The sequence below is a fragment of the Acidimicrobiales bacterium genome, from assembly GCA_040219085.1.
Taxonomy (GTDB): domain Bacteria; phylum Actinomycetota; class Acidimicrobiia; order Acidimicrobiales; family JAVJTC01; genus JAVJTC01.
In genome coordinates, this window is the sequence record JAVJTC010000029.1 from 213,515 (window position 1) to 234,123 (window position 20,609).

General features: G+C 70.2%; 17 protein-coding genes. 3 read left to right on the plus strand and 14 right to left on the minus strand.

What is annotated here, in order from left to right:
• The first annotated feature begins 232 nt into the window (after positions 1 to 232).
• The 3 genes from RIE08_13250 (at position 233) to RIE08_13260 (ending at position 4,449) form a co-directional block, all read left to right on the plus strand.
• Positions 233 to 1,282 carry an ATP-binding cassette domain-containing protein gene (locus RIE08_13250; GenBank protein MEQ8718572.1) on the plus strand — a complete coding sequence of 350 codons (1,050 nt, stop codon included), beginning with the start codon at positions 233 to 235 and terminating at the stop codon, positions 1,280 to 1,282.
• Positions 1,279 to 2,112, plus strand: a complete 834-nt coding sequence (locus RIE08_13255; protein ID MEQ8718573.1) for an ABC transporter permease — start codon at positions 1,279 to 1,281, stop codon at positions 2,110 to 2,112. Before RIE08_13250 ends, RIE08_13255 begins: the two co-directional genes overlap by 4 nt.
• A gap of 69 nt (positions 2,113 to 2,181) precedes the next feature.
• Positions 2,182 to 4,449 carry an arylsulfatase gene (locus tag RIE08_13260; GenBank protein MEQ8718574.1) on the plus strand — a complete coding sequence of 756 codons (2,268 nt, stop codon included), beginning with the start codon at positions 2,182 to 2,184 and terminating at the stop codon, positions 4,447 to 4,449.
• A 49-nt stretch (positions 4,450 to 4,498) separates the two neighbouring features.
• Here RIE08_13260 and RIE08_13265 read toward each other — a convergent pair whose 3' ends face one another.
• The 14 genes from RIE08_13265 to RIE08_13330 all read right to left on the minus strand — a co-directional run bounded on the left by RIE08_13265 (position 4,499) and on the right by RIE08_13330 (position 20,584).
• Positions 4,499 to 5,227, minus strand: coding sequence for a histidine phosphatase family protein (locus tag RIE08_13265; protein ID MEQ8718575.1), 729 nt, complete (start codon positions 5,225 to 5,227; stop codon positions 4,499 to 4,501).
• 21 nt (positions 5,228 to 5,248) lie between these two features.
• Positions 5,249 to 6,187, minus strand: coding sequence for a bifunctional riboflavin kinase/FAD synthetase (locus RIE08_13270; GenBank protein MEQ8718576.1), 939 nt, complete (start codon positions 6,185 to 6,187; stop codon positions 5,249 to 5,251).
• A gap of 82 nt (positions 6,188 to 6,269) precedes the next feature.
• Positions 6,270 to 7,439, minus strand: coding sequence for a cystathionine gamma-synthase (locus RIE08_13275; protein ID MEQ8718577.1), 1,170 nt, complete (start codon positions 7,437 to 7,439; stop codon positions 6,270 to 6,272).
• Positions 7,436 to 8,845, minus strand: coding sequence for a cystathionine beta-synthase (locus RIE08_13280; protein ID MEQ8718578.1), 1,410 nt, complete (start codon positions 8,843 to 8,845; stop codon positions 7,436 to 7,438). Before RIE08_13280 ends, RIE08_13275 begins: the two co-directional genes overlap by 4 nt.
• Positions 8,846 to 8,882: 37 nt before the next feature.
• Complete coding sequence (locus RIE08_13285; GenBank protein MEQ8718579.1) at positions 8,883 to 10,106, minus strand: ABC transporter substrate-binding protein; 1,224 nt, start codon at positions 10,104 to 10,106, stop codon at positions 8,883 to 8,885.
• A 66-nt stretch (positions 10,107 to 10,172) separates the two neighbouring features.
• Positions 10,173 to 11,177, minus strand: coding sequence for an adenosyl-hopene transferase HpnH (gene hpnH, locus RIE08_13290; protein MEQ8718580.1), 1,005 nt, complete (start codon positions 11,175 to 11,177; stop codon positions 10,173 to 10,175).
• Between the two features lie 54 nt (positions 11,178 to 11,231).
• Positions 11,232 to 12,716, minus strand: a complete 1,485-nt coding sequence (gene ispH / locus RIE08_13295) for a 4-hydroxy-3-methylbut-2-enyl diphosphate reductase (GenBank protein MEQ8718581.1) — start codon at positions 12,714 to 12,716, stop codon at positions 11,232 to 11,234.
• Complete coding sequence (gene shc, locus RIE08_13300) at positions 12,713 to 14,629, minus strand: squalene--hopene cyclase (protein ID MEQ8718582.1); 1,917 nt, start codon at positions 14,627 to 14,629, stop codon at positions 12,713 to 12,715. Before shc ends, ispH begins: the two co-directional genes overlap by 4 nt.
• Complete coding sequence (locus tag RIE08_13305) at positions 14,629 to 15,639, minus strand: polyprenyl synthetase family protein (protein MEQ8718583.1); 1,011 nt, start codon at positions 15,637 to 15,639, stop codon at positions 14,629 to 14,631. Before RIE08_13305 ends, shc begins: the two co-directional genes overlap by 1 nt.
• A complete protein-coding gene (gene hpnE, locus RIE08_13310; GenBank protein ID MEQ8718584.1) occupies positions 15,636 to 16,997 on the minus strand; it encodes a hydroxysqualene dehydroxylase HpnE in 1,362 nt (453 codons plus the stop codon). The genes RIE08_13305 and hpnE overlap by 4 nt, the downstream gene beginning before the upstream one ends.
• Positions 16,994 to 17,848 (minus strand): squalene/phytoene synthase family protein, encoded by an 855-nt coding sequence (locus RIE08_13315; GenBank protein MEQ8718585.1) that lies wholly within the window; start codon positions 17,846 to 17,848, stop codon positions 16,994 to 16,996. The genes hpnE and RIE08_13315 overlap by 4 nt, the downstream gene beginning before the upstream one ends.
• Positions 17,845 to 18,726, minus strand: a complete 882-nt coding sequence (hpnC, locus tag RIE08_13320; GenBank protein ID MEQ8718586.1) for a squalene synthase HpnC — start codon at positions 18,724 to 18,726, stop codon at positions 17,845 to 17,847. Before hpnC ends, RIE08_13315 begins: the two co-directional genes overlap by 4 nt.
• A gap of 194 nt (positions 18,727 to 18,920) precedes the next feature.
• A complete protein-coding gene (locus RIE08_13325; GenBank protein ID MEQ8718587.1) occupies positions 18,921 to 19,697 on the minus strand; it encodes a TetR family transcriptional regulator in 777 nt (258 codons plus the stop codon).
• A 62-nt stretch (positions 19,698 to 19,759) separates the two neighbouring features.
• Positions 19,760 to 20,584 (minus strand): fumarylacetoacetate hydrolase family protein, encoded by an 825-nt coding sequence (locus tag RIE08_13330; GenBank protein MEQ8718588.1) that lies wholly within the window; start codon positions 20,582 to 20,584, stop codon positions 19,760 to 19,762.
• Positions 20,585 to 20,609: the final 25 nt, after the last annotated feature.

Here is a 20,609-nt window from a genome sequence, read left to right on the forward strand (position 1 = left end):
GCGGACCCGACCTCGAGGTCGGCCCGGGCGGCGTGGATGTGGCGGCTCATCGGCAACGCAGGCACTCCGCGGCAGGTTCTGTGGCATCGACGACGTCACCGCCCGCGAGGGCGCCGACGCGGCGTAACGGTCTGATGGTCTGACCAAAGCGAGACTAGAGCCGTGGTGCGCTCATCGCAAGACTCAGGAAATCCGGGCGACCAGACCGGAACGGGCCGGTAGCCTCACGGAGGTGGAAACCCCCTCCCCCGCCATGACAGTCGGCTCCGTCGCGCTCGGAGCCGGCCGCGCCACGTCGGGCGCGGACGCCGTCGTCGCGCAGGGTCTCGAGAAGGCCTTCGGTGAGACGAGGGCGCTGCGGGGACTCGACCTCGTCGTTCCCCGCGGATCGCTGCTCGGCGTGCTCGGCCCCAACGGCGCCGGCAAGACGACCGCCGTTCGGATCCTCACCACTCTCCTTGTCCCCGACGCGGGGTCGGCCACCGTCGACGGCATCGACGTGATCGCCCAACCCGGCCGCGTCCGCGCCCGTATCGGGCTGACGGGACAGTACGCAGCGGTCGAGGAACGCCTGACAGGGCGAGAGAACCTCGAGCTCGTATGCCGCTACTTCCACATGCCACGCCGGGACGCGAAGAGCCGCAGCGTCGAACTGCTCGACCGCTTCGCGCTCACCGACGCCGGCGATCGTGTCGTGAAGGGCTATTCCGGCGGCATGCGACGCCGGCTCGACATCGCGATGAGCCTCGTCGCCCGGCCGTCAGTGCTCTTTCTCGACGAGCCCACCACCGGGCTCGATCCCCGCAGCCGGCTGGCGATGTGGGACCTGATCGAAGAACTCAAGGCCGAGGGCACGACCACGCTGCTCACCACGCAGTACCTCGAAGAGGCGGACCGGCTCGCGGACTCGATCACCGTCATAGACCGGGGACGCGTCATCGAGGAGGGCACCGCCGATCAGCTCAAGGACCGCCTCGGCGGCAACCGCGTCGCCGTCACGATCCGTCACGCCGACAACCTCGGCCGGGCCCGCGAGGCCATCGCCGGGTTGTGCACCGGCGAGATCACCGACGACGGACACCGCCACCTCGAGGCCTCCATCGCGACCCGGCCCGGCATCGTGCCCGAGGCGATCCGCCTCCTCGATGCCGCGGGCATCGACGTGCTCGACGTGGAGGTCCACCGCCCGACCCTCGACGACGTTTTCCTCACCCTGACCGGACACTCAGCTGACGACCTCGCCCCCGACGACTCGGGCGACCCCGACGGAGACCAGCCGTGAACGCCCCCGCCGCAGCAGACCCGGGCACAACCATCCCGAGGCGCCACGAGGTCCCCCAGGGCCCCGTGTGGATCGCCCGCGACGCCTGGACCGAGGCGACCCGTCACCTTCGGATCATCCCCCGCAACATCGAACTGCTGATCTTCGCCACGATCCAACCGATCATGTTCGTGCTGTTGTTCGTCTACGTCTTCGGCGGCTCGATCGAGGTGCCGGGGTTCGCCGACTACGACCAGTACCTGTTGCCGGGCATCTTCGCCCAGACCGTCGTGTTCGGTTCGGCGTTCACCGGGATCGGGATCGCCGAGGACATGCAGAAGGGGCTCATCGACCGGCTGCGGTCACTGCCCATGTCGCGTTCCGCGGTGCTCGTCGGCCGGACCATCTCGGACCTCGTACGCAACGTGATCACGTTCCTCGTCATGCTCGGGGTCGCGTTCGCCGTCGGTTTCCGCTTCGAAGGGTCCCTGGTCGAGGCTGTCGGAGCGACAGCGCTTCTGCTCGGCTTCAGCTATGCCTTCAGCTGGATCCAGGCGCTGTTCGGGCTTTCGGTGAAGTCCGTCGAGGCCGCCAACTCCGCGGGTTTCATCTGGATGTTCCCGCTCACGTTCGTGTCGTCGGCCTTCGTCGACGTCGACACGCTGCCGGGCTGGATGCAACCGATCGCCGAGTACAACCCCTTCACCGTGGCGACCGACGCCGCCCGGGCGCTCTACAACGGCAACGACGCCGGCAACGACGTCTGGGGCGCCCTGGCGTGGATCGTGGGCATCATCGCCGTCTTCTCGACGCTGGCCGTCCGGAAGTACGCCCGCACGACCTCGGCCTGACCGGCGAGGGGCGCGCCGCGAGGGCCTGAGCTCGACGGGTCCGCCACCGCCGTGTGAGATGCTCAGGCGATGATCGAGCACCTCCTCGAACCCGACTTCACGGGCCGGGTCGGCACCACGGTCGACCGGTCGACGCCCGCGTGGCCGGAGCTTCCGACGCCCGGACCTGACGCGCCGAACGTCGTCGTCATCGTCCTCGACGACGTGGGCTTCGCCCAGCTGGGCTGCTACGGCTCCGACATCTCGACGCCTCACATCGACGGACTCGCCGCGTCAGGGCTGCGCTACACCAACTTCCACGTCACGCCGCTCTGCTCCCCCACCCGCGCCTGCATCCTCACCGGCCGCAACCACCACAGCGTCGGCATGGGGATGATCAGCGGTTTCCCGTCCGGCTTCCCCAACGGTCGTGAGGCGGTGTCGCACCGGGCGGCGATGATCCCGGCCGCGCTGCGCGCCGAGGGCTACGGGACCTACGCCGTGGGCAAGTGGCACCTCGTCCCGATGGCCGACATGACACCCGCCGGCCGGTTCGACCATTGGCCCCTCTCGCACGGCTTCGACCGCTTCTACGGATTCCTCGGCGGCGAGACCGACCAGTACCGACCGAACCTCTACGTGGACAACCACGTGGCGACGCCGCCGCAGAACCCCGGGTACCACCTCAGCGAGGACCTGGTGGCCCAGGCGGAGACGATGCTGAGCGGGCACCGTTCGGCGGCCCCGGACCGGCCGTTCTTCCTGTACCTGGCATTCGGGGCGTGCCACGGCCCCCACCAGGTCCCCGAGCCCTATCGCAGCCGCTACCGGGGTCGCTACGACGACGGGTGGGACGCCACCCGCGAACGCTGGCACCGACGCCAACTCGAACTCGGCGTGATTCCGCCCGGGACCGGCCTGGCGCCACGGAACCCCGACGTCGAGCCGTGGGCGTCGTTCGATCCGGCCGAACAGGCGAGATTCGCGGAGTTCCAGGAGGTGTTCGCGGGCTTCCTCGAACACACCGACGCCCAGGTGGGCCGCGTCCTCGCGACGCTGGACGCTCTCGAGTGCGCCGGGAACACCATCGTGATGGTGATGTCGGACAACGGCGCCGCCGGTGAGGCCGGGCCACGGGGCACGTGGAACGAGCTGATCCCCTTCAACGGGCTGTCCGATGCCGAAGCGGCCACCCTCGACGTCGACGAGGAACTGGGATCACCCGCCACCTACCCGCTGTACCCGTCGGGGTGGGCCCAGGTCGGCAACACCCCACTGAAGTGGTACAAGCACCACACGTTCGGCGGCGGGGTACGCGCACCGCTGATCGTCCGCTGGCCGGGCCACACCGCCGCCGGTGGCGTCCGCAGCCGTTTCCAGCACGCGATCGACATCACCCCGACGATCCTCGACGCCGCGGGCGTGGACTTCCCCGAGGTCGTCGACGGTGTCGCGCAACTCCCCGTCCACGGTGAGAGCTTCCTGGACCAGATGGACGAACGACCCTCGGTGGACTCGGCGGGGACCCCCGGCACCGGCCGGGTCCAGTACTTCGAGATGCAGGGTCACCGGGGCATCTTCGACGACGGGTGGAAGGCGGTGACCATGCACACAGCGGGTGAACCGTTCGAGTCCGACCGCTGGGAGCTCTACCGGCTCGACGAGGACTTCGCCGAACTGAACGACCTCGCTGAGGCTGAACCCGACCGCCTCGCCCGCATGAAGGACCTCTGGTGGCACGAGGCCGGTCGCCATGGCGTGACTCCCCTCGACGACCGCTTCCTCGAACGGGCCCAGGACAGGCGCGGGACCGACAACGAGGGCCGAACCCGTTTCCGCTACTTCCGGGGGACCCCGCGGATCTCCGAGTCGGCAGGAGCCGAGATCCGCGCCGGCGCCTTCACGATGGTCGTGCAACTCGACGGGTACGTCCCCGGCGACGAGGGCGTCCTGGTCGCATTCGGCGGTCGGTTCTCCGGGCTGGTCCTCTTCGTCGAGAACGACCACCTCTGCTTCGACCACAACAGCTACACCAACCACACGCATCTTCGTTCACGCGCCGCGATCCCCGCCGGCACGGCCACCGTCGGCATCGGGTGGGCGCCGGTCGACGACGAGGCCACCGTCGATCTGCTCGTCGACGGCGCCCCCGACGCCTCCGTGCGCATCAGTCGGCCCGTTCCGTTCTACGCGGGCGGAAACGGCTTCGAGGTCGGCGGCAACTGGCTCTCGCGGGTCAGCGACCGCTACGAGATGCCCTTCGAGTACACGGGCCGCTTCCGTCACGTGACGATCGACGCGTCCGGGACGGACCTCGACACGGGCGGCGCACGGCGGGCGGCCGCGCGCGCGGACTGAGCCAGGCTGAAGGCTGTTCGCTGTCCCTTCCGGCTCGGCCCGGGCAGGCTCAGGGCTGCTCGTTGTAGGTGAAGACCACCAGGCCGATCGGCGTCTGGCCGATGGCCGACAGCGACGCCTGGGACACGTGCAGTCTCAGGATCATCGAGGCGTCACCACCGAGCGCCCACACCACGGCGGCCTTGACCGGTGTCGCGTGGGTGGCGACGAGGACCACCTCACCGGCCGGCGACGCGAGCAGGTCGTCACAGGCAGCTCTGACCCGCTCGCTCAGAGAGGCGAGTGACTCACCACCGCCGGGTGGTTCGTAGTGGACGTCACGGGCCCAGCCCCAGGCGAGAGAGCTGATCGCCTCCTCGACCGGCCAGCCCTCGGCCATCCCGTAGTCGATCTCCGCGAAACGCTCGTCGACGGTGGTCGGAACATCCGCGAAACCTCCGTGCTCCAACGTCTGTCGGGCTCGCAGCGACGGGCTCGTGACGGCCCTGTCGACGTTCCACCGGTCCCTGATGAGTGCACCCACCGCTTCGGCCTGCTCGATGCCGACCTCGTCGAGAGGCGGGTTCAGTCGGCCCTGGAGGCGGTGCTCCGCGTTGAGCACGGTTCGCCCGTGGCGGAGCAGGACGATCGTCGTCGGCCCCTCGTAGCCGGGATCGAAGCCGTCGTCGGCCGCGCCTCTCAGCCAGGCGACCGAAGATGGCTCGCCTCGGCCCCCCGACCCGGACTCAGACGAAGATGGCTCGCCTCGGCCCCCCGACCCGGACTCAGACGAGGTCATGGCCGATCTCCGACAGCGCCGTCACGGGTACTCGTCGAGGATCCGGCGTGCCTGTTCGGTGTCCAACTTGAGTTGCCGGGCGAGGTCGTCGATGCCGTCGAATCGGCGTTCGCTGCGGATGAACTCGGCGAACTCGACCCGAACGAAGTCGCCGTAGAGGTCCCCGTCGAAGTCGAGCACATGGGCTTCGAGCAGCGAGTGCTCGGCGTGCTGGTAGAAGGTCGGACGCTTGCCGATGTTGATCGCACACGGTCGGCGAACGTCGTCGGACGCGGTGAGCCAACCGGCGTACACGCCGTCGGCGGGCCAGGCCCGATCCCGTGAGACCGGCACGTTGGCGGTCGGGAAGCCGATCGTGCGCCCCCGCTGGTCGCCCATGAGAACCTCGCCGGTGATGGCGAACGGCCGGCCGAGCATCGTCGTGGCCTCGCTGACCCGTCCTCCGGCGAGAGCCCGGCGGATCGCCGTGGACGACACGGGCTCGGGCATCCCGTCGAGGCGGGCCAGGTCCACGACCTCGACGTCGAATCCCGAACGGGCGCCGAACACGATGAGGTCGTCGACGTTGCCGCCGCGGTTGGCACCGAAGTGGAAGTTCGCGCCGATGACCACGCGACTCGCATTGAGCGAATGGACGAGTATCCGGTCGACGAACGTCTCGGGTTCCATCGTCGAGATGTCCGGGGTGAACGGCAACACGACCGTGCGGTCCACCCCGAGGGTCTCGAGGCGGGCGAGCTTCGACTCGAGCGTCGAGAGGAGCTTCGGTGCACTCTCGGGCCGCAGCAGAAGGGCCGGGTGGGGATCGAAGGTCACGACGGTGGCCCGGAGTTCGTTCTGGCGGGCGTGCTCGACCATGCGCCCGACGATCAACTGGTGCCCGAGATGCACGCCGTCGAAGACGCCGATGGTGACGGCGGACGGGTCACTGTTCTCGGGGAGGTCGCGCAGAACGTGCATGGGAGTGCTCAATCTACCAGTGCCCCCGTCTCGGCCTTCAGGGCTCAGTCGTCCGGTGGTGCCTTCCGAGCCGCCGGAGGCCTCACGCCGCTTCGGCGCCCAGCGCCCGGTCGAGATCGGCGAGGAGGTCGTCGAGCGACTCGATCCCCACCGAGAGCCGCACGAGCGCCTCGTCGACGGCGAGGGGCGAGTCCGCCGCCGACGCGTGGGTCATGACCGCGGGATGCTCGATGAGGGACTCCACCGCACCGAGCGACTCCGCCAGCGTGAACAGGCGGGTGGCCTCGGCGACCCGGACCGCAGCGTCGCGCCCACCACGCACCAGGAACGACACCATCCCACCGAACCCCGACATCTGCGCGGCCGCCACCTCGTGACCGGGATGTGTGGCCAGCCCCGGGTACAGGACACGCTCGACGCCGTCGTGGTCCGCCAGCATCGCAGCGACCGCCGACGCGTTCGCGCAGTGACGGTCCATCCGGACCGGCAGTGTCTTGAGGCCCCGCAGCACGAGGAAACAGTCGAGGGGACCCGGGACAGCGCCCGCGGCGTTCTGCACGAAGGCCAGGCGGTCGGCGATGGCGTCGTCGCGGGTCACCACCAGACCGCCGACGACGTCGGAGTGCCCCCCCAGATACTTCGTGGCGGAGTGCACGACGATGTCCGCTCCCCACTCGAGGGGTCGCTGCAGGTAGGGCGTCGCGAACGTGTTGTCGACCACCACCAGGGCGCCCGCGGTCCGGGCGACCTCGACGATCGCGGCGATGTCCACGATCGACAGGTTCGGATTCGTGGGCGTCTCGATCCACACCATCGCGGTCCGGTCGTCGATCGCCTCCGCCAGTGCGCCCGGTGAGTGCAGCGGCCGCGCGTCCCACTCCAGGCCCGCGCGGGCGTGCACCGTCGACACGAGCCGGTATGTGCCGCCGTAGGCGTCGTCACCCATCACCAGGCGCTCGCCGGGCCCCAGCAGTCTCAGCACGGCATCGACGGCGGCCATACCGCTTGCGAAGGCGAGACCCCGGCGGCCCGACTCGAGCGAGGCGATCGCCGCCTCGAGGGCCGAACGGGTCGGGTTGGACGTCCGGGCGTACTCGTGACCGCGGTGGCGGCCCACGCCATCCTGGGCGAACGTACTCGTCTGGTAGATCGGCACGGTGACGGCGCCGGTGGCGGGGTCGGGTTCCTGGCCGTCGTGCACAGCCCGTGTCTCGAAGCCGCGGTCCGGCCCGGACACCGCGTCGCCGTTCACGACGCCTCCGCAGCGTTCTGGTCTCCGACCGCGGGTCCGGGCACCTCGGCCGACAGGAACCCGAGGACGTCACTGCGGGAGATCACCGCCCGGGGCCGACCCCCGTCGAGGACCAGCAGAGCACGGCACGTGTCGAACCGGGCCACGACCGCGGCGAGCGACTGGCCGACCCCGATGGTGTCGATGGCGGGGCCCATCACGTCGCCGACCGGCCGGTCGATGACCGCGTGGTCCTCGTACGTCGCCTGCATGAGATGCAACTCGTCGACCGAGCCGACCACCTCGGCCGCGGACAGCGGCATCTCCCCCTTGCCGACCGGCAGCTGCGAGACGCCGTGCCGCGCCATCAGGTCGAAGGCCAGGCGGACGGGATCACCCGGTTGTACGTAGACGAGGTCCGGGGTGAGCGACGACCGAGCCTCGAGCAGGTGACGGACGGTCGGTCCGTCACCGGTCTGGAGGAAACCGCGGTTCTCCATCCAGTCGTCGTCGAAGATGCGCGACAGGTACAGGCGGCCCGAGTCGGGCACGAGGACCACCACGACGTCGTCGGGGCCACACCGACGCGCCACCTCGAGCGCGGCGTGCACGGCCGTGCCGCCCGAGCCGCCGATGAGCAGACCCTCCGAGCGGCTGACCAACCGGGCGGTGGCGAAGCTGTCGGCGTCGCTCACCGCGATCACCTCGTCGACGATCGCCGCGTCATAGGTGTCTGGCCAGAAGTCCTCGCCGACGCCCTCCACCAGGTAGGGACGTCCGTCGCCGCCGCTGTAGACCGAACCCTCGGGGTCGGCCACGACGATCTGCACATCGGGGTTCTGCGCCTTCAGGTACCGGCCGACGCCGGTGACTGTTCCGCCGGTTCCCGCCCCGGCGACGAAGTGCGTGATCCGGCCGTCGGTCTGGTCCCATATCTCGGGACCGGTCGACTGCTCGTGGGCGAGCGGATTGACCGGGTTGTGGTACTGGTTCGGGCGGTAGGCACCGGGGATCTCCGAGACCAGTCGCTCGGCGACCGAGTAGTACGACCCGGGATCCTCAGGTGCGACGGCCACAGGGCACACGACGACCTCGGCCCCGTAGGCCCGCAGCAACGCGACCTTCTCCGTGGCGACCTTGTCGGTCACGACGAACACGCAGTCGTAGCCACGCTGGGCCGCCACTATGGCCAGTCCGACGCCGGTGTTCCCCGAGGTCGGCTCGACGATCGTCCCGCCCGGCTTCAGGAGCCCCTCCGCCTCGGCAGCCTCGACCATCGCGAGGGCGGGACGGTCCTTGACGCTGCCGCCGGGGTTCGTCGTCTCGAGCTTCGCGGCGAACGTGCACAGGAGATCACCGGCGATGCGGGGCATCGCGACGAGAGGGGTTCCCCCGATCAGATCGAGAGCGGACGCCGCGATCTCCATGCCGGCACCCTATCTGCGGCGCCCGCCACGGATTCCTTCAGGGAGCTGTGACGATCTCCGACACGACGGCCTCGTCGCCGTCGACGCGCATGACGCGCAGCGGCCGGTCGTCGAGCATGCGGTCCGACGTGCTCCACGAGGCTGTGGCGATCACGAGATCCTCGCCCGCCATGGCGGGGAACTCCGCTGCCGGATCGCGGGGGTTCCTCTCGACGGCCCGCAACAGGGCGACCATGACGTCGGCACCGGCCACCATCGTCCCGCCTTCGGCCGAGCCGCCGATCGTGGCACGGACGGCTTCGACGAGGGCGTCGACGGCGTCCACCGGGTCGTTGCGGAACGTCGAGCCCCAACTGAGGAAGCTCACGTCACCGAGGTCCTCGGTCAGCCAGTCGGTCCCGTCCATGGCCGATCCGGCGATCACGGGCGCCGTGAACTCGCGCTCCCGCAACAGGGCGAGAACTGCCGGCCCGGTCGTGGGAAGGCTCCCGCACAACACGATCTGCTCGCCCACCCCCACCGGCGTGAGGTCGGGTTCGGGTCCGAGGATGTCCGGCTCGAAGCGGGCGATGAGTTCACGGTCGTAGGCGAACTCGCCGCCGACCGAGCCGCCGAGCGCGGCGAAGCGCGCCGTGAACGCCTCACACTGCGCCACCATCTCCGGAGCGCTCGAGTCCACCACCACAGCGACCGTGCTCACGCCGCGCCCGGCGACGACCTCCGCGATCGCGCGCCCTTCGGCCTGCGTGGAGATCCCCGCCGACCATGCGCCCGAGGTCTCCCAGCGCGGATCGGAACCACACGGGCTGACGGCCGGAATCCCGTAGTCGGCGGCCACCTGGAGAGCGGGTCCGGCGAAGTCGTAGTCACACGTGACGAGCAGGGCCACGGCTCCGTCATCGGCGAGATCGAGCGCGCCGTTGTAGGTGGCGTTGAGCTCTGTCTGAGTGTCGACCGCACGCAACTCGACGGGTCGGCCGTCGATACCCCCGGTGGCGTTGATCGCGTCGACCTGTACCTGCGCCGCGGCGAGGGCGGGCCTGTCGAGGCGCCGCGCCAGTCCGGAGTCGGCCATCACAGCGCCGATGAGAAGCGGGGCGGGGCCCGTCGGGGTGACGGTGCCGGTGGCCTGGTCGGCTTCCCCGTCGGTGCCCGACGCCGTCGGGGAGGCGGAAGTCGAGCCCGGTGCGTCTGTCGGTGGGGTGCACGCGACCGACACCACACACAGCGCGAGGATGACGCGCCACACGGTTCGGATCATCAGTCGAGCGAGCCTAGGGCGCCGCGCCGCACCAGCGGCGCCGCGCCGGGACCTCGGTGGATCGGCTCAGGCGGAGACGGCGGCCCGGATCGACTCGCGCAGCGAGCCCATCGTGGCGATCACCGCGCTCGACTCGTAGCCGCAGTGCGCCATGCAGTTCTCGCAGCGCTCGTCGCGACCCCTGCCGTACTTCGACCAGTCCGTGGTTTCGATGAGCTCCTGGTAGGTCTCCGCGTAGCCGTCGGCCATCAGGTAACAGGGGCGCTGCCAACCGAACACCGAGTAGCTGGGGATCCCCCACGGCGTGCAGTCGAAATCCCTCTTGCCCTCGAGGAAGTCGAGGAACAGTGGCGAATGGTTCAGGCGCCACTTCTTGCGGTTGCCTCCGGCGAAGGCGTCGCGGAACATCTTGCGGGTCCGGTCCACGGGCAGGAAGTTCTCCTGGTCCGGGGCCTTCTCGTACGCGTAGCCCGGCGAGATCATCATCGCGTCGACCTCGAGTTCGTCGTTGAGGAAATCGAGGACCGACCGCACGCTCTCGGGCGTGTCGGTGTCGAAGAAGGTGGTGTTGGTGGTGACGCGGAAGCCGCGTTCCTTGGCCATCCGGATCGCCTCGACGACCTCGTCGAAGACACCTTCGCGGGCGACGGCCTCGTCGTGACGCTCACCGACGCCGTCGACGTGGACCACCCACGAGAAGTTCGGGTTGGGCTCGAAGCGGTCCATCTTGCGACGCAACAGGACCGCGTTCGTGCACAGATACACGTAGCGCTTGCGGGCGATCAGTGCCCGCACCATCTCGTCGATCTGGGGGTGCAGCAACGGTTCGCCCCCGGCGATCGAGACCATCGGCGCGCCGCACTCCTCGATGGCGCTCACCGCCTGGTCGACCGTGACGCGCTTGCGCAGCACCTCGGTCGGGTACTGGATCTTGCCGCATCCGGGACACTCGAGGTTGCACGCGAAGAGCGGCTCGAGTTCCACGATGAGCGGGAAGTGCTCGCGGCGCGCCAGCTTGTTGCGCGCCATGTAGGCACCGACTCGCATCGCCTGTCGGATCGGGATTCCCATCAGTTCATCTCCGTGGGGGTTCGGAAGGTGAGGTGGAGTGTGGCTCGGCTCATGTCAACGGACCTCGGCCGGCAGCGGGAAGCGGACCGTCTCGTCGACGACGGCACGCTCCGTGATGACGACGGTACCGAGTGATCCGAGTCTGGCGACGAGATCGGTCACGAGAGACTCGGGGGCGGAGGCACCGGCCGTCACGCCGACGACGCGGGCACCGGCCAGCCATGTGAGGTCCACGTCGTCGGGGTCGTCAACGAGATGGGCCTCGACGCCCTCTCGGCGGGCGACCTCGGCCAGTCGCATGGAGTTGGACGAGTTCGCGGACCCGGCCACGAGAATCAGGTCACAGTCGGGCGCGATCGCGATGACCGCGGCCTGGCGGTTCTGCGTGGCGAAGCAGATGTCGTCGGCACGCGGTCCCACGATGGCGGGAAACCTGTCACGCAGGCGTGCGACGGTCTCGTCCACCTCGGCCACGGCGAGCGTGGTCTGGGTGAGGTAGGCGACCCGGTCGGGATCGACCACGTCGATGGTGGCCACGTCCACGGACGGGTCGATCACCGTCATCGGTGTCTCCGCTGAGGTCCCCTCGACCTCCTCGTGGTCGGCGTGGCCGATCAACAGGATCTGAAGACCCTCGTCGGCGAAGCGACGGGCCTCCCGGTGGACCTTGGCGACGAGCGGACACGTCGCGTCGATGACGGGGAGGTCACGGCGTTGCGCCTCCGCCCGGACCTGCGGCGAGACCCCGTGCGCTGCGAACACGACGGTCCCACCGTCGGGGACTTCGTCGAGTTCGTCGACGAACACGGCACCCGCGTCCGCCAACTCGGCGACCACCCGGGTGTTGTGCACGACCTGGCGTCGCACGTAGACGGGAGCACCCCGATCGGCGAGCGCCCGGTGCACGACGTCGATGGCCCGGTCGACACCTGCGCAGAACGAGCGCGGCGAGGGAAGGATCACCTCGCGGTCACCGAGGGCGGCCGCCCACTGCTCGAGCGGGGCCACGGTCGCACCGATCGTCCGTCGGGCGCGCAGCAGGCGACCCGGAAGCGACGGTCGCCACAGCTCGTGATCGGGGGTGTCGACGATGACGCGCACGACGGCGTGGGTGGACCCGCCGTCGACGAGCCAGGCCGATTCCATGTCGACCGCGAGCGCGCCGGTGGCCATGAGAGCGGACCGACGATCTCCCGTGGCGGTCCGCTCGACGGAAACCACGGGACCGACATGCACGGTGAGACCGAGCCGCCTCAGCTGCGCGGCGATCGTGGACGCCGACGCGAGCGCGACGCCGCAGTCAGCGTCGGGGAGCGTCCCGTCGATCACCCGGTCGGCGACTACGACATCGCCGGGGGCGATCCCGTCCGCGAGCGCTCCGGCGACACCCAGGACGGCGCGGGGGCCGTCGGGGGCCGAACGCTCCCACCGGCGGGCCCGGTCCGCGCCCATCCCGCACCTCGAGACCACCGCCGTCGTGGCCGCGCGTCGAGCCGGGCCGGCCTCGGTTCGCACGGGACAGACGACGGTGAGTGTCATGACGACGTCGAGGCGGGCGGAGCGGCGACCCCGACAGCGCGGAGGTAGCGACCCAGCGCCGTCAGCGGGAAGGTGAGCCGGTAGAGGTGGTAGTTGATGTAGAAGTCGCCAGGGAATCCCGTGCCCGTGAACTCCGGTTCGTCCCAGTTGCCGTCGCCACGTTGGTTGTCGACCAGCCACTCGACACCGCGACGCGTCGCCGGACCGGTGTCACCGGCAGCGAGCAGGGCGAGCAGGGCCCAGGCGGTCTGCGATGCCGTCGATGGCCCCCTCCCCCGCCACGCGTCGTCGGTGTAGGAGCGGAGGTCCTCGCCCCAGCCTCCGTCGTGGTTCTGGACCTCGTGGAGCCAGGTGACGGCCGCCGCGATGGCCGGATGGTCCGGGCCGAGGCCGGCGACGACGAGGGCGGGCACGACGGCTCCCGTCCCGTAGAGGTGGTTGGCGCCCCACCGGCCGAACCACGAGCCGTCGGCCTCCTGATGCGCCAGTAGCCAGTCGATCGCCGCGGCGAGTCTCGCAGCGTCCACGGTTCCCGCGCTCGGTCCGCCCTCGTGGCACAGCATCTCGACCACGTGGGCGGTGACGTCGGCGCTCGGGGGGTCGACGACCTCACCGAAGTCGCAGAAGGGCAACTTCTCGGTGAGGTAGCGCGTGTTGTCGGCATCGAACGCCGCGTACCCGCCGTCGCGCGACTGCATGCCCTGCGCCCAGGCGACCCCGCGTCGTACCGCGCCGGCGGCGCGGACCGGGTCGTTGTGGCTGACCCTGTCGAGCGCGAGTACGACCTCCGCCGTGTCGTCGAGGTCCGGGTAGTTGTCGTTGTCGAACTCGAAGGCCCACCCGCCCGGTGCCAGATCGGGACGCCGCACCGCCCAGTCACCGGCGACGCCGACCTCCTCGTCGAGGAGCCAGTCGGCCGCGCGGACCATCGCGGGATGGTCCGGTGCGATGTCGGCGTCAGCGAGGGCCACGACCGACAGGGCCGTGTCCCACACCGGCGACTGACAGCACTCGATGCGCCGCGTGTCGTTCTCGACGATCGTGTAGCGGTCGAAGCCGGCGATCGCCCGGGCCAGGACCGGGTGGTCGACCGCATACCCCCGCAGGTGCAGGGCCATGATCGAGTAGACCCACGGCGGCTGGATGCCACCCCAACAACCGTCCGCCTCCTGACGGTCGAGGATCCACTGTTCGGCGGTCGCCAGCGCCCGGCGGCGCACCACTCCCGGCGCGATGCGGTGGTAACGGTGCAACACGGCGTCGAGGCCCTTGAGCGCCCCCGCCCACGAGCGTTTCGGGGCGGGCTCGCGTTCGGGCGGGGTCGCACCCGTGCGGATCTCGTCGATCGCAAAGCCGAGGTCACGTGCCGGCCGTACCGTGCCGACGATGGTCAGCGGAACGATCGTCTGGCGCGCCCAGCAGGCGAAGTCGTAGATGTTCAGCGGCATCCAGGAGGGCAACAGGACCACCTCGGGAGCGAGCGCCGGGAGATCCTCCCACCGCCACTCACCGAAGAGCGCCAGCCACAGACGGGTGAATACCCGGGACCGTTCGAGACCGCCCGCATCGAGGATGAACTCACGCGCCTTGGCCATGTGCGACGCATCCACGGGGTCGCCGGCGAGACGCAGCGCGGTGTAGGCCTCGACGGTGACCGACAGGTCCGGGGGCCCCTCGTAGAAGGTCGCCCAGGTCCCGTCGGAGCGCTGCGAAGAACGGATCCAGTTGGCGGTCAGACGCGTGATCTCGGCGTCTTCGATGCCGAGGAAGCGTCGCAGAAGCAGGTCCTCGGCCTCGATGGCGACGTTGGTCTCGAGCTCCCCCTTCCACCATCCCTCGGGATCCTGGCGCTCGAGCAGCGCGGCGACCGCCGCGTCGCGAGCCTCGATCGCCTGCGCGGTGAGCCGCTCCATCAGTGCTTCCTCTCGACGATGAAGGTCGCGAGTGCAGCGAGCTCGGCCGCCGCTCCCGCGTCGATGTCGGCACCGGCGAGTGCCGCGAGCGCGGCGTCCAGATGGTCACGTGCGGCGTCCTCCGTCGAGCGGCGACCACCCGCCTCGTCGATGAGCGCCGTCGCGCGTGCCACGGCGTCGTCGTCCATCTCGGTGCGCTCGAACAGTTGCCTCAGCTCAGCGGCGATGCTGCCCCCGGCGGCCAGCGCGTGAACGACCGGCACGGACTTCTTGCGCTCCCGCAGGTCGTTGCCGGCGGCCTTTCCCGTGACCGAGGGGTCGCCCCAGATCCCCAGCACGTCGTCGACCGCCTGGAAGGCGAGGCCGAGCGCGAGGCCGTAGGCGGCGAGGGCGTCGACGGTGTTGTCCGGTGCCCCGGCGAGCTCTGCACCGACCGCTGCCGAGTAGGCGAGCAGGGCCCCTGTCTTGTCGGCCTCCATCGCGACGCACTCCGCGACGGTCACGTCGAGGCGGTCGTCGAAGGCCATGTCGGCCCGCTGGCCCCGGATCATCGCGGCCGTGGCGTCGGCGAGACGGCGACACGCGGCGACGCGCGCCGGCACCGGGTCGGCGAGTAGGACCTCGAAGGCGAGGGTCTGCAGCGCGTCACCGGCGATGATCGCGTCGGCCACCCCGTGGAGGGCCCACACCGTCGGCCGGTGACGGCGCTCGGTGTCGCCGTCGATGATGTCGTCGTGCAGCAGGGAGAAGTTGTGCACGAGTTCGACGGCCACGGCCCCGGGCAGCGCCAGAGCGGGATCGGCTCCGGCAGCCTCCGCCGACAGGACCGCGAGCGCGGGTCTCACGCCCTTGCCTCCGCCCCCTTCGACGGCGGCACCGGTCTCGTCGACCCAGCCGAAGTGGTAGCGCACCGGAAGGGCGAGGTCCGGCGAGAGCCGGTCGACCGCGGCGACGAGGGCCGGCTCGGTCAGTACCCGGGCGCGTTCGAGAATGGGCGGGGTCCCGCTCATGCCGCCGACTCCGAATCGGCCGGCCCGTACGCCCAGGCGTGCGCGAGTGCATGTCGGGCCGCCTCGCGACCGGACGCGACCGCACTCTCCATCGTCGCCGGCCAGCCGGTGTCGGTCCAGGTTCCGGCGACCATCAGTCCAGGGACGTTCGTCTCGGCGGCCGGGCGCAGGGCATCGGTCCCCGGTCGACCACGGAAGGTCGCGGCGACCTCCCGGGTGACCATCGAGTGCAGGACCTCGGCGTCACCGGCGGCGGGGAACAGGGCGGTTACGGCCCCCGACATCGTCGCGATGAGCTCTGCGGGGGACCGGCCGATCTCCTCGTCGGCACCCGAGATGGACACCGCGAGGCACTGGGCACCGTCACCGACGCCGGCGGCCTCGCTGCGGTCGAAGACGAACTGGGCCGGGCTGTTCAAACCCGCCGCGAACGCGAGGTCGGTGACGGGGCGGTCATAGACGAGGTGGACGTTCACGATCGGCGAGACCCCGAGCTCTACGAGTCGGTCCTGGTGTGCGACTGTGGTCGGCGGAACGATCTCGTCGACGACGTCGTGGGGAACGGCGACCACGACCGCGTCGGCGGTGAGCTCGGCGCCGTCGACGTCCACGGTCAGCCGGCCCGCCTCGGCCGCGCTGACCCGCTGCACGTGCGCCCCCGTGCGCACGGTGGCGCCGGCGTCGCTCAGGACAGCGCTCGCCGCATCGGCGTGCAGCTCGGCCAGTGGAACCCGCGTCCATCCGATGTCGGCCCCGCCGGCTTCGGTCAGCAGGCCGGTGACGAAGACCCTGGCGGCGAGCTTGAGCGACGCCTCGCCCACCCGCACGTTCACCGTCGGCAGGACGATGAGTTCCCACAACGCTGCGATCGCCGCCGCGCCCTGGCCCTTCGATACGAGCCACTGCTCGAACGAGCGGTCGTCGAGGGACGCGTCGTCGGGGTCGAGGCGGCTGAGTGCGACCGCTGCGCGCACCGCCGCTGCGCGCTGGCTGACCGACAGGAACGGATAAGTGGCCAGTGTGCGGGCGAGGTGCAGCGGCGCCGGAAGCCGATCACGTCGGATGCTCCCTCGGCGCCCGTCCGGTGAGACCACCGCCACGTCGAGGGCGTCCTGGAGAAAGACCTTGTCCCCCGAGCCGATCCGGTCCAGGAACGAGCGGTACTCGTGACAACACCGCATGAAGACGTGCTGGCCGTTGTCGTAGGAGATGCCGTCGCGGGCGAACGACCAGGTGGCGCCGCCCAGACGGGGGCGACGCTCGAGGAGAGTCACACGCGCGCCACCGTCGACCGCGTCGACTGCTGCAGCGAGCCCGGCCAGTCCGCCACCGACGACCACCACGTGGGGCGACCTCACGGCGTCATCCCCGACAGCGAGCGCCCGGCGACGACGAGCTTCTCCCATGTCGGCAGCGAAACACGCCCCGACAGGATCGCCTCGGGGTCCCGGCGGATCCGTTCGAGAACCCGGCGGTAGATCCCTGCCATCGCCGCCACGCACGCCCGGCTGCGACGGTCGAGATGGTCGAGCAGCGGTAGGCCTCGCGCGAACCAGGTGACCGCCAGATCCGACGTGTGGGTCACGAGCGTGACGATGGACTCCGCGGGCCCGGACATGTCCGGCGCGACCCCCGCGGCGGCGAGCCGGTCCGCGGGCAGGTATACGCGTCCCATGGTCCGATCCTCGACGACGTCACGCAGGATGTTGGTCAACTGGAGTGCGACACCGAGATCGTCGGCGATGACCGCCGAGTCTTCGGGCGTGTCGGTGCCGAAGACGCCGAGCGAGAGGCGCCCGACCGAACCGGCGACCAGACGGCAGTAACGCACCGTGTCGTCCATCGTCTCGTAGACGACGCCGTCGACGTCGTGTTCGCACCCTTCGACGATCTCGTTGAACGCCGCCACCGGTATCGGGAATCGGCGTGCCGCGTCGGCGACCGCTACGAACACGGGATCGTCGCCGTCGGGGGCGCCACCCGCGGCGACCGCATCGATCGACGTCCGCAGCGCGGCGAGACCTGAACGCTTGTCGTCCACGGGCAGGTCACCGTCCCCGACGTCGTCGATGCGTCGGGCGAGCGCGTAGATCGCAGACATCGCGTTGCGCTTGGGCTCAGGCAGCAGGCGGATTCCGTAGGAGAAGTTCTTCGCCTCGGCGCGGGTGATCTCCTCGCACCGGGAGTAGGCGTCGGCCACGGCGATCACCGGTCGGCCGTCCCCATCGGGGCCTTCACCAGCGACTCGACGAGACGGGCGCCGAGGCGGTGGGGACGGGGCGTCACGTCGGCTCCGAGGACGTCGTGGTCCGCTGCTTCGATGGCGTCGAGGGCCGCGTGACCTCCGGCGACGAAACCCGCGATGGCGAGGCGACGCTTACGGCGCAGCGACGCCACCAGTCTCGACCCGCGCCGCAGCAGCTCACGGGCGCGGAACGTCTCGTACGCGACGACCCGCCGCAGGGCGACACCGGCCGTGTCGGCGTCGAGATCGGACTCCACGCAGCCGAAGCGGTCCATGTCGGTGACAGGGAGGTAGATCCGTCCGGCGTCGTAGTCCTCGCCCACGTCCTGGAGGTGCTCCACGAGCTGCAGCCCGGTGCAGACCATGTCGCTCCAGGTGCGCCGGCGCAGATCGTCCACTCCGAACACGGCCAGGACGAGCCGTCCCACCGGGTCCGCCGACAACGTGCAGTAGTGACGCAGCTCGTCCCAGGTGTCGTAGCGCACCTTGACCTGGTCGAGTCGGTTCGCCTCGATGAGGTCGGCGAAGGGCTTGCGGGCGAGGCCGTGACGGGCGATGGTCGCCTCGAGAGCGACGAACACGCCGTGATCGGCCCGACCGGCGATCGCGGCGTCCAGTTGCTGCTCCGCCCAGTCGAGCGCAGCGAACCGGTCGCCGGCGACCTCGTCGCCGAGATCGTCGACGAGGCGGGCGTAACCGTAGATGGCCAGGAGATCGTCGCGGGTACCGGCGGGGAGAAGCTTCATCGCGACCGGGAAGTTCTCCGCGCGGGCCTGCGACATCACGGCCGCTTCGTCGACGACGTCGTCGAAGGCGCGTGCGGCCTGTTGTGTGACGCTCACCTCACCCCGCCCCTCGTCTCGCGGCTACTCCACTGTCAGCGGTACACAATCGCTGACCGCTCGGTCAGTCGTTGTATGCGCGAGGACGATGGTCTGTCAACCACCCTACGGGGTCCGACCACCCACAGTGCCGATGTGGCCGCTTCGAGCGGGGGCCTGGCCCAGCCAGGGGGGCCCGGTGGGCCCGTCCGGGCTCATTCGTCGTCGGTCCCGCCGACGAGGCCGTAGAACACGTGGACCACCGCGTCGAGGATGAGACTCCCACCGACGAGGTAGGCCTGGTCGTCGTCGCGCATCGTTCGGCCGAGGCGGTCGGCGAGGCCCCGAAACACCCGACGGGCCTCGTCCTCGTAGCCGGCTTCGGCCTGGACGGAGCGTTTCGCCAGCTCCAACAGCAGCGGCAGACCCGGCCGCAACATGTCCGCGAAGATCTCCGCCGACGCGCTCATGTCGGGCTCGTTGCCCGAATCCGCGACGTGGACCGCGAAGTCCTCGATGGAACGCTCGACCACCATCTCCACGGCTCTCAGGAAGACCGCCTCCTTCGAGGCGAAGTGACGGTAGAAGGTCCCCTTGCCGATGCCGGCACGCTCACACAGTTCCCCGATCGTGACCTCGCCGAAGCTGCGCGACGAGAAGGCGTCGGCCGCCACCTCGACGAGTTCGTGCGCGGTCCGCTCGTCCGCGTCGTCATGGGTGACGACGCCATCGGCCAGATCGGCCGGCAGTTGATCGGCTGCGAGAAACCTCGGGAGCACGGACGCGATCTCCGACAGAGGCATCCGGCGCCGTTCGCGAAGCAGACGTATCAGCCTCACAGCGCGTTCGTGCCGCTCGTCGTAGAGGAATCGGTTCGAGGACTCGCGCAGCGGCGCAGGCAACAGCCCGATCCGCCGGTAGTGGTGGATCGAGGTCGCCGGGACACCGGTGCGGTCGACCAGTTCGCCGATTCCGAAGGTCTCTTCGTCCATCGTCGTCACCAGAGTGCCACTACCGCCGGGCTCGTGCCCGCGTCCGGTTCCGTCGCCCGTGCTCAGCGCGCGACGATGCGGTTCGCCAGCACGCCGATGCCCTCGATCTCGACCTCCACCGACTGGCCCGGCCCCATCAGCACCGGCGGCGTGCGGGCGAAGCCGACGCCCTCGGGGGTACCCGTGGCCAACACGTCACCGGGGCGCAACGTCAGACAACGCGAGATGTACGCGAGGGTCTCGGGCACACGCAGGATCATCTGCCCGGTCGAACCGGACTGCATCGTCTCACCGTCGACCCGGCACGAGATGGCGAGGTCATAGGGGTCGCCGAGTTCGTCGGGGGTCACCACGACGGGACCTATCGGCCCGGAGGCATCTGCGTTCTTGCCGACGGTGAACTGGGGAACGGCCTTCTGGAAGGTCCGTGCGCTGACATCGTTGAAGCACGTGTAGCCCAGAACCGCCTGCTGCGCGTCGGCGGCATCCACGTCGAGGAGAGGTGCGCCCACGATCGCCGCGAGCTCGGCCTCCCAGTCCAGTCCGACCTCACCGGGGGGCACCGGGATCTCCGCTCCCGGCCCCACGAGCGTCGAACGCCAACGCCCGAAGATGTTGGGCGCGGCGGGCTGGCTGGCACCGGTCTCGGCAATGTGGGCCCGGTAGTTCAACCCCAGACAGAACACCCGCGCGTCCGAGGGCACGGGCGGCACGATCGTGAGGCCGTCGAGGGCCACGTCGGGCCCCGCCCTCTCGGCGAGGACGGCCCGCCCGGTGCTCGCGAGACGTTCGTAGACGCGGTCTACGGGACCGACCGGGGTGACGGTGTCCCCGTTCACCGTGCCGAGCACCGGCCCGTCGGGGGTCGAGTAGGCGATGAGACGCATGACCGATCTCTACCACGCGCCGCGC

Excerpts from the sequence above, each read along its gene's own strand:
- RIE08_13260 (MEQ8718574.1), top strand. The coding sequence starts at position 2,182 with ATGATCGAGCACCTCCTCGAACCCGACTTCACGGGCCGGGTCGGCACC.
- RIE08_13265 (MEQ8718575.1), bottom strand. The coding sequence starts at position 5,227 with ATGACCTCGTCTGAGTCCGGGTCGGGGGGCCGAGGCGAGCCATCTTCG.
- RIE08_13270 (MEQ8718576.1), bottom strand. The coding sequence starts at position 6,187 with ATGCACGTTCTGCGCGACCTCCCCGAGAACAGTGACCCGTCCGCCGTC.
- RIE08_13280 (MEQ8718578.1), bottom strand. The coding sequence starts at position 8,845 with ATGGAGATCGCGGCGTCCGCTCTCGATCTGATCGGGGGAACCCCTCTC.
- RIE08_13285 (MEQ8718579.1), bottom strand. The coding sequence starts at position 10,106 with ATGATCCGAACCGTGTGGCGCGTCATCCTCGCGCTGTGTGTGGTGTCG.
- hpnH (MEQ8718580.1), bottom strand. The coding sequence starts at position 11,177 with ATGGGAATCCCGATCCGACAGGCGATGCGAGTCGGTGCCTACATGGCG.
- ispH (MEQ8718581.1), bottom strand. The coding sequence starts at position 12,716 with ATGACACTCACCGTCGTCTGTCCCGTGCGAACCGAGGCCGGCCCGGCT.
- shc (MEQ8718582.1), bottom strand. The coding sequence starts at position 14,629 with ATGGAGCGGCTCACCGCGCAGGCGATCGAGGCTCGCGACGCGGCGGTC.
- RIE08_13305 (MEQ8718583.1), bottom strand. The coding sequence starts at position 15,639 with ATGAGCGGGACCCCGCCCATTCTCGAACGCGCCCGGGTACTGACCGAG.
- RIE08_13325 (MEQ8718587.1), bottom strand. The coding sequence starts at position 19,697 with ATGGACGAAGAGACCTTCGGAATCGGCGAACTGGTCGACCGCACCGGT.
- RIE08_13330 (MEQ8718588.1), bottom strand. The coding sequence starts at position 20,584 with ATGCGTCTCATCGCCTACTCGACCCCCGACGGGCCGGTGCTCGGCACG.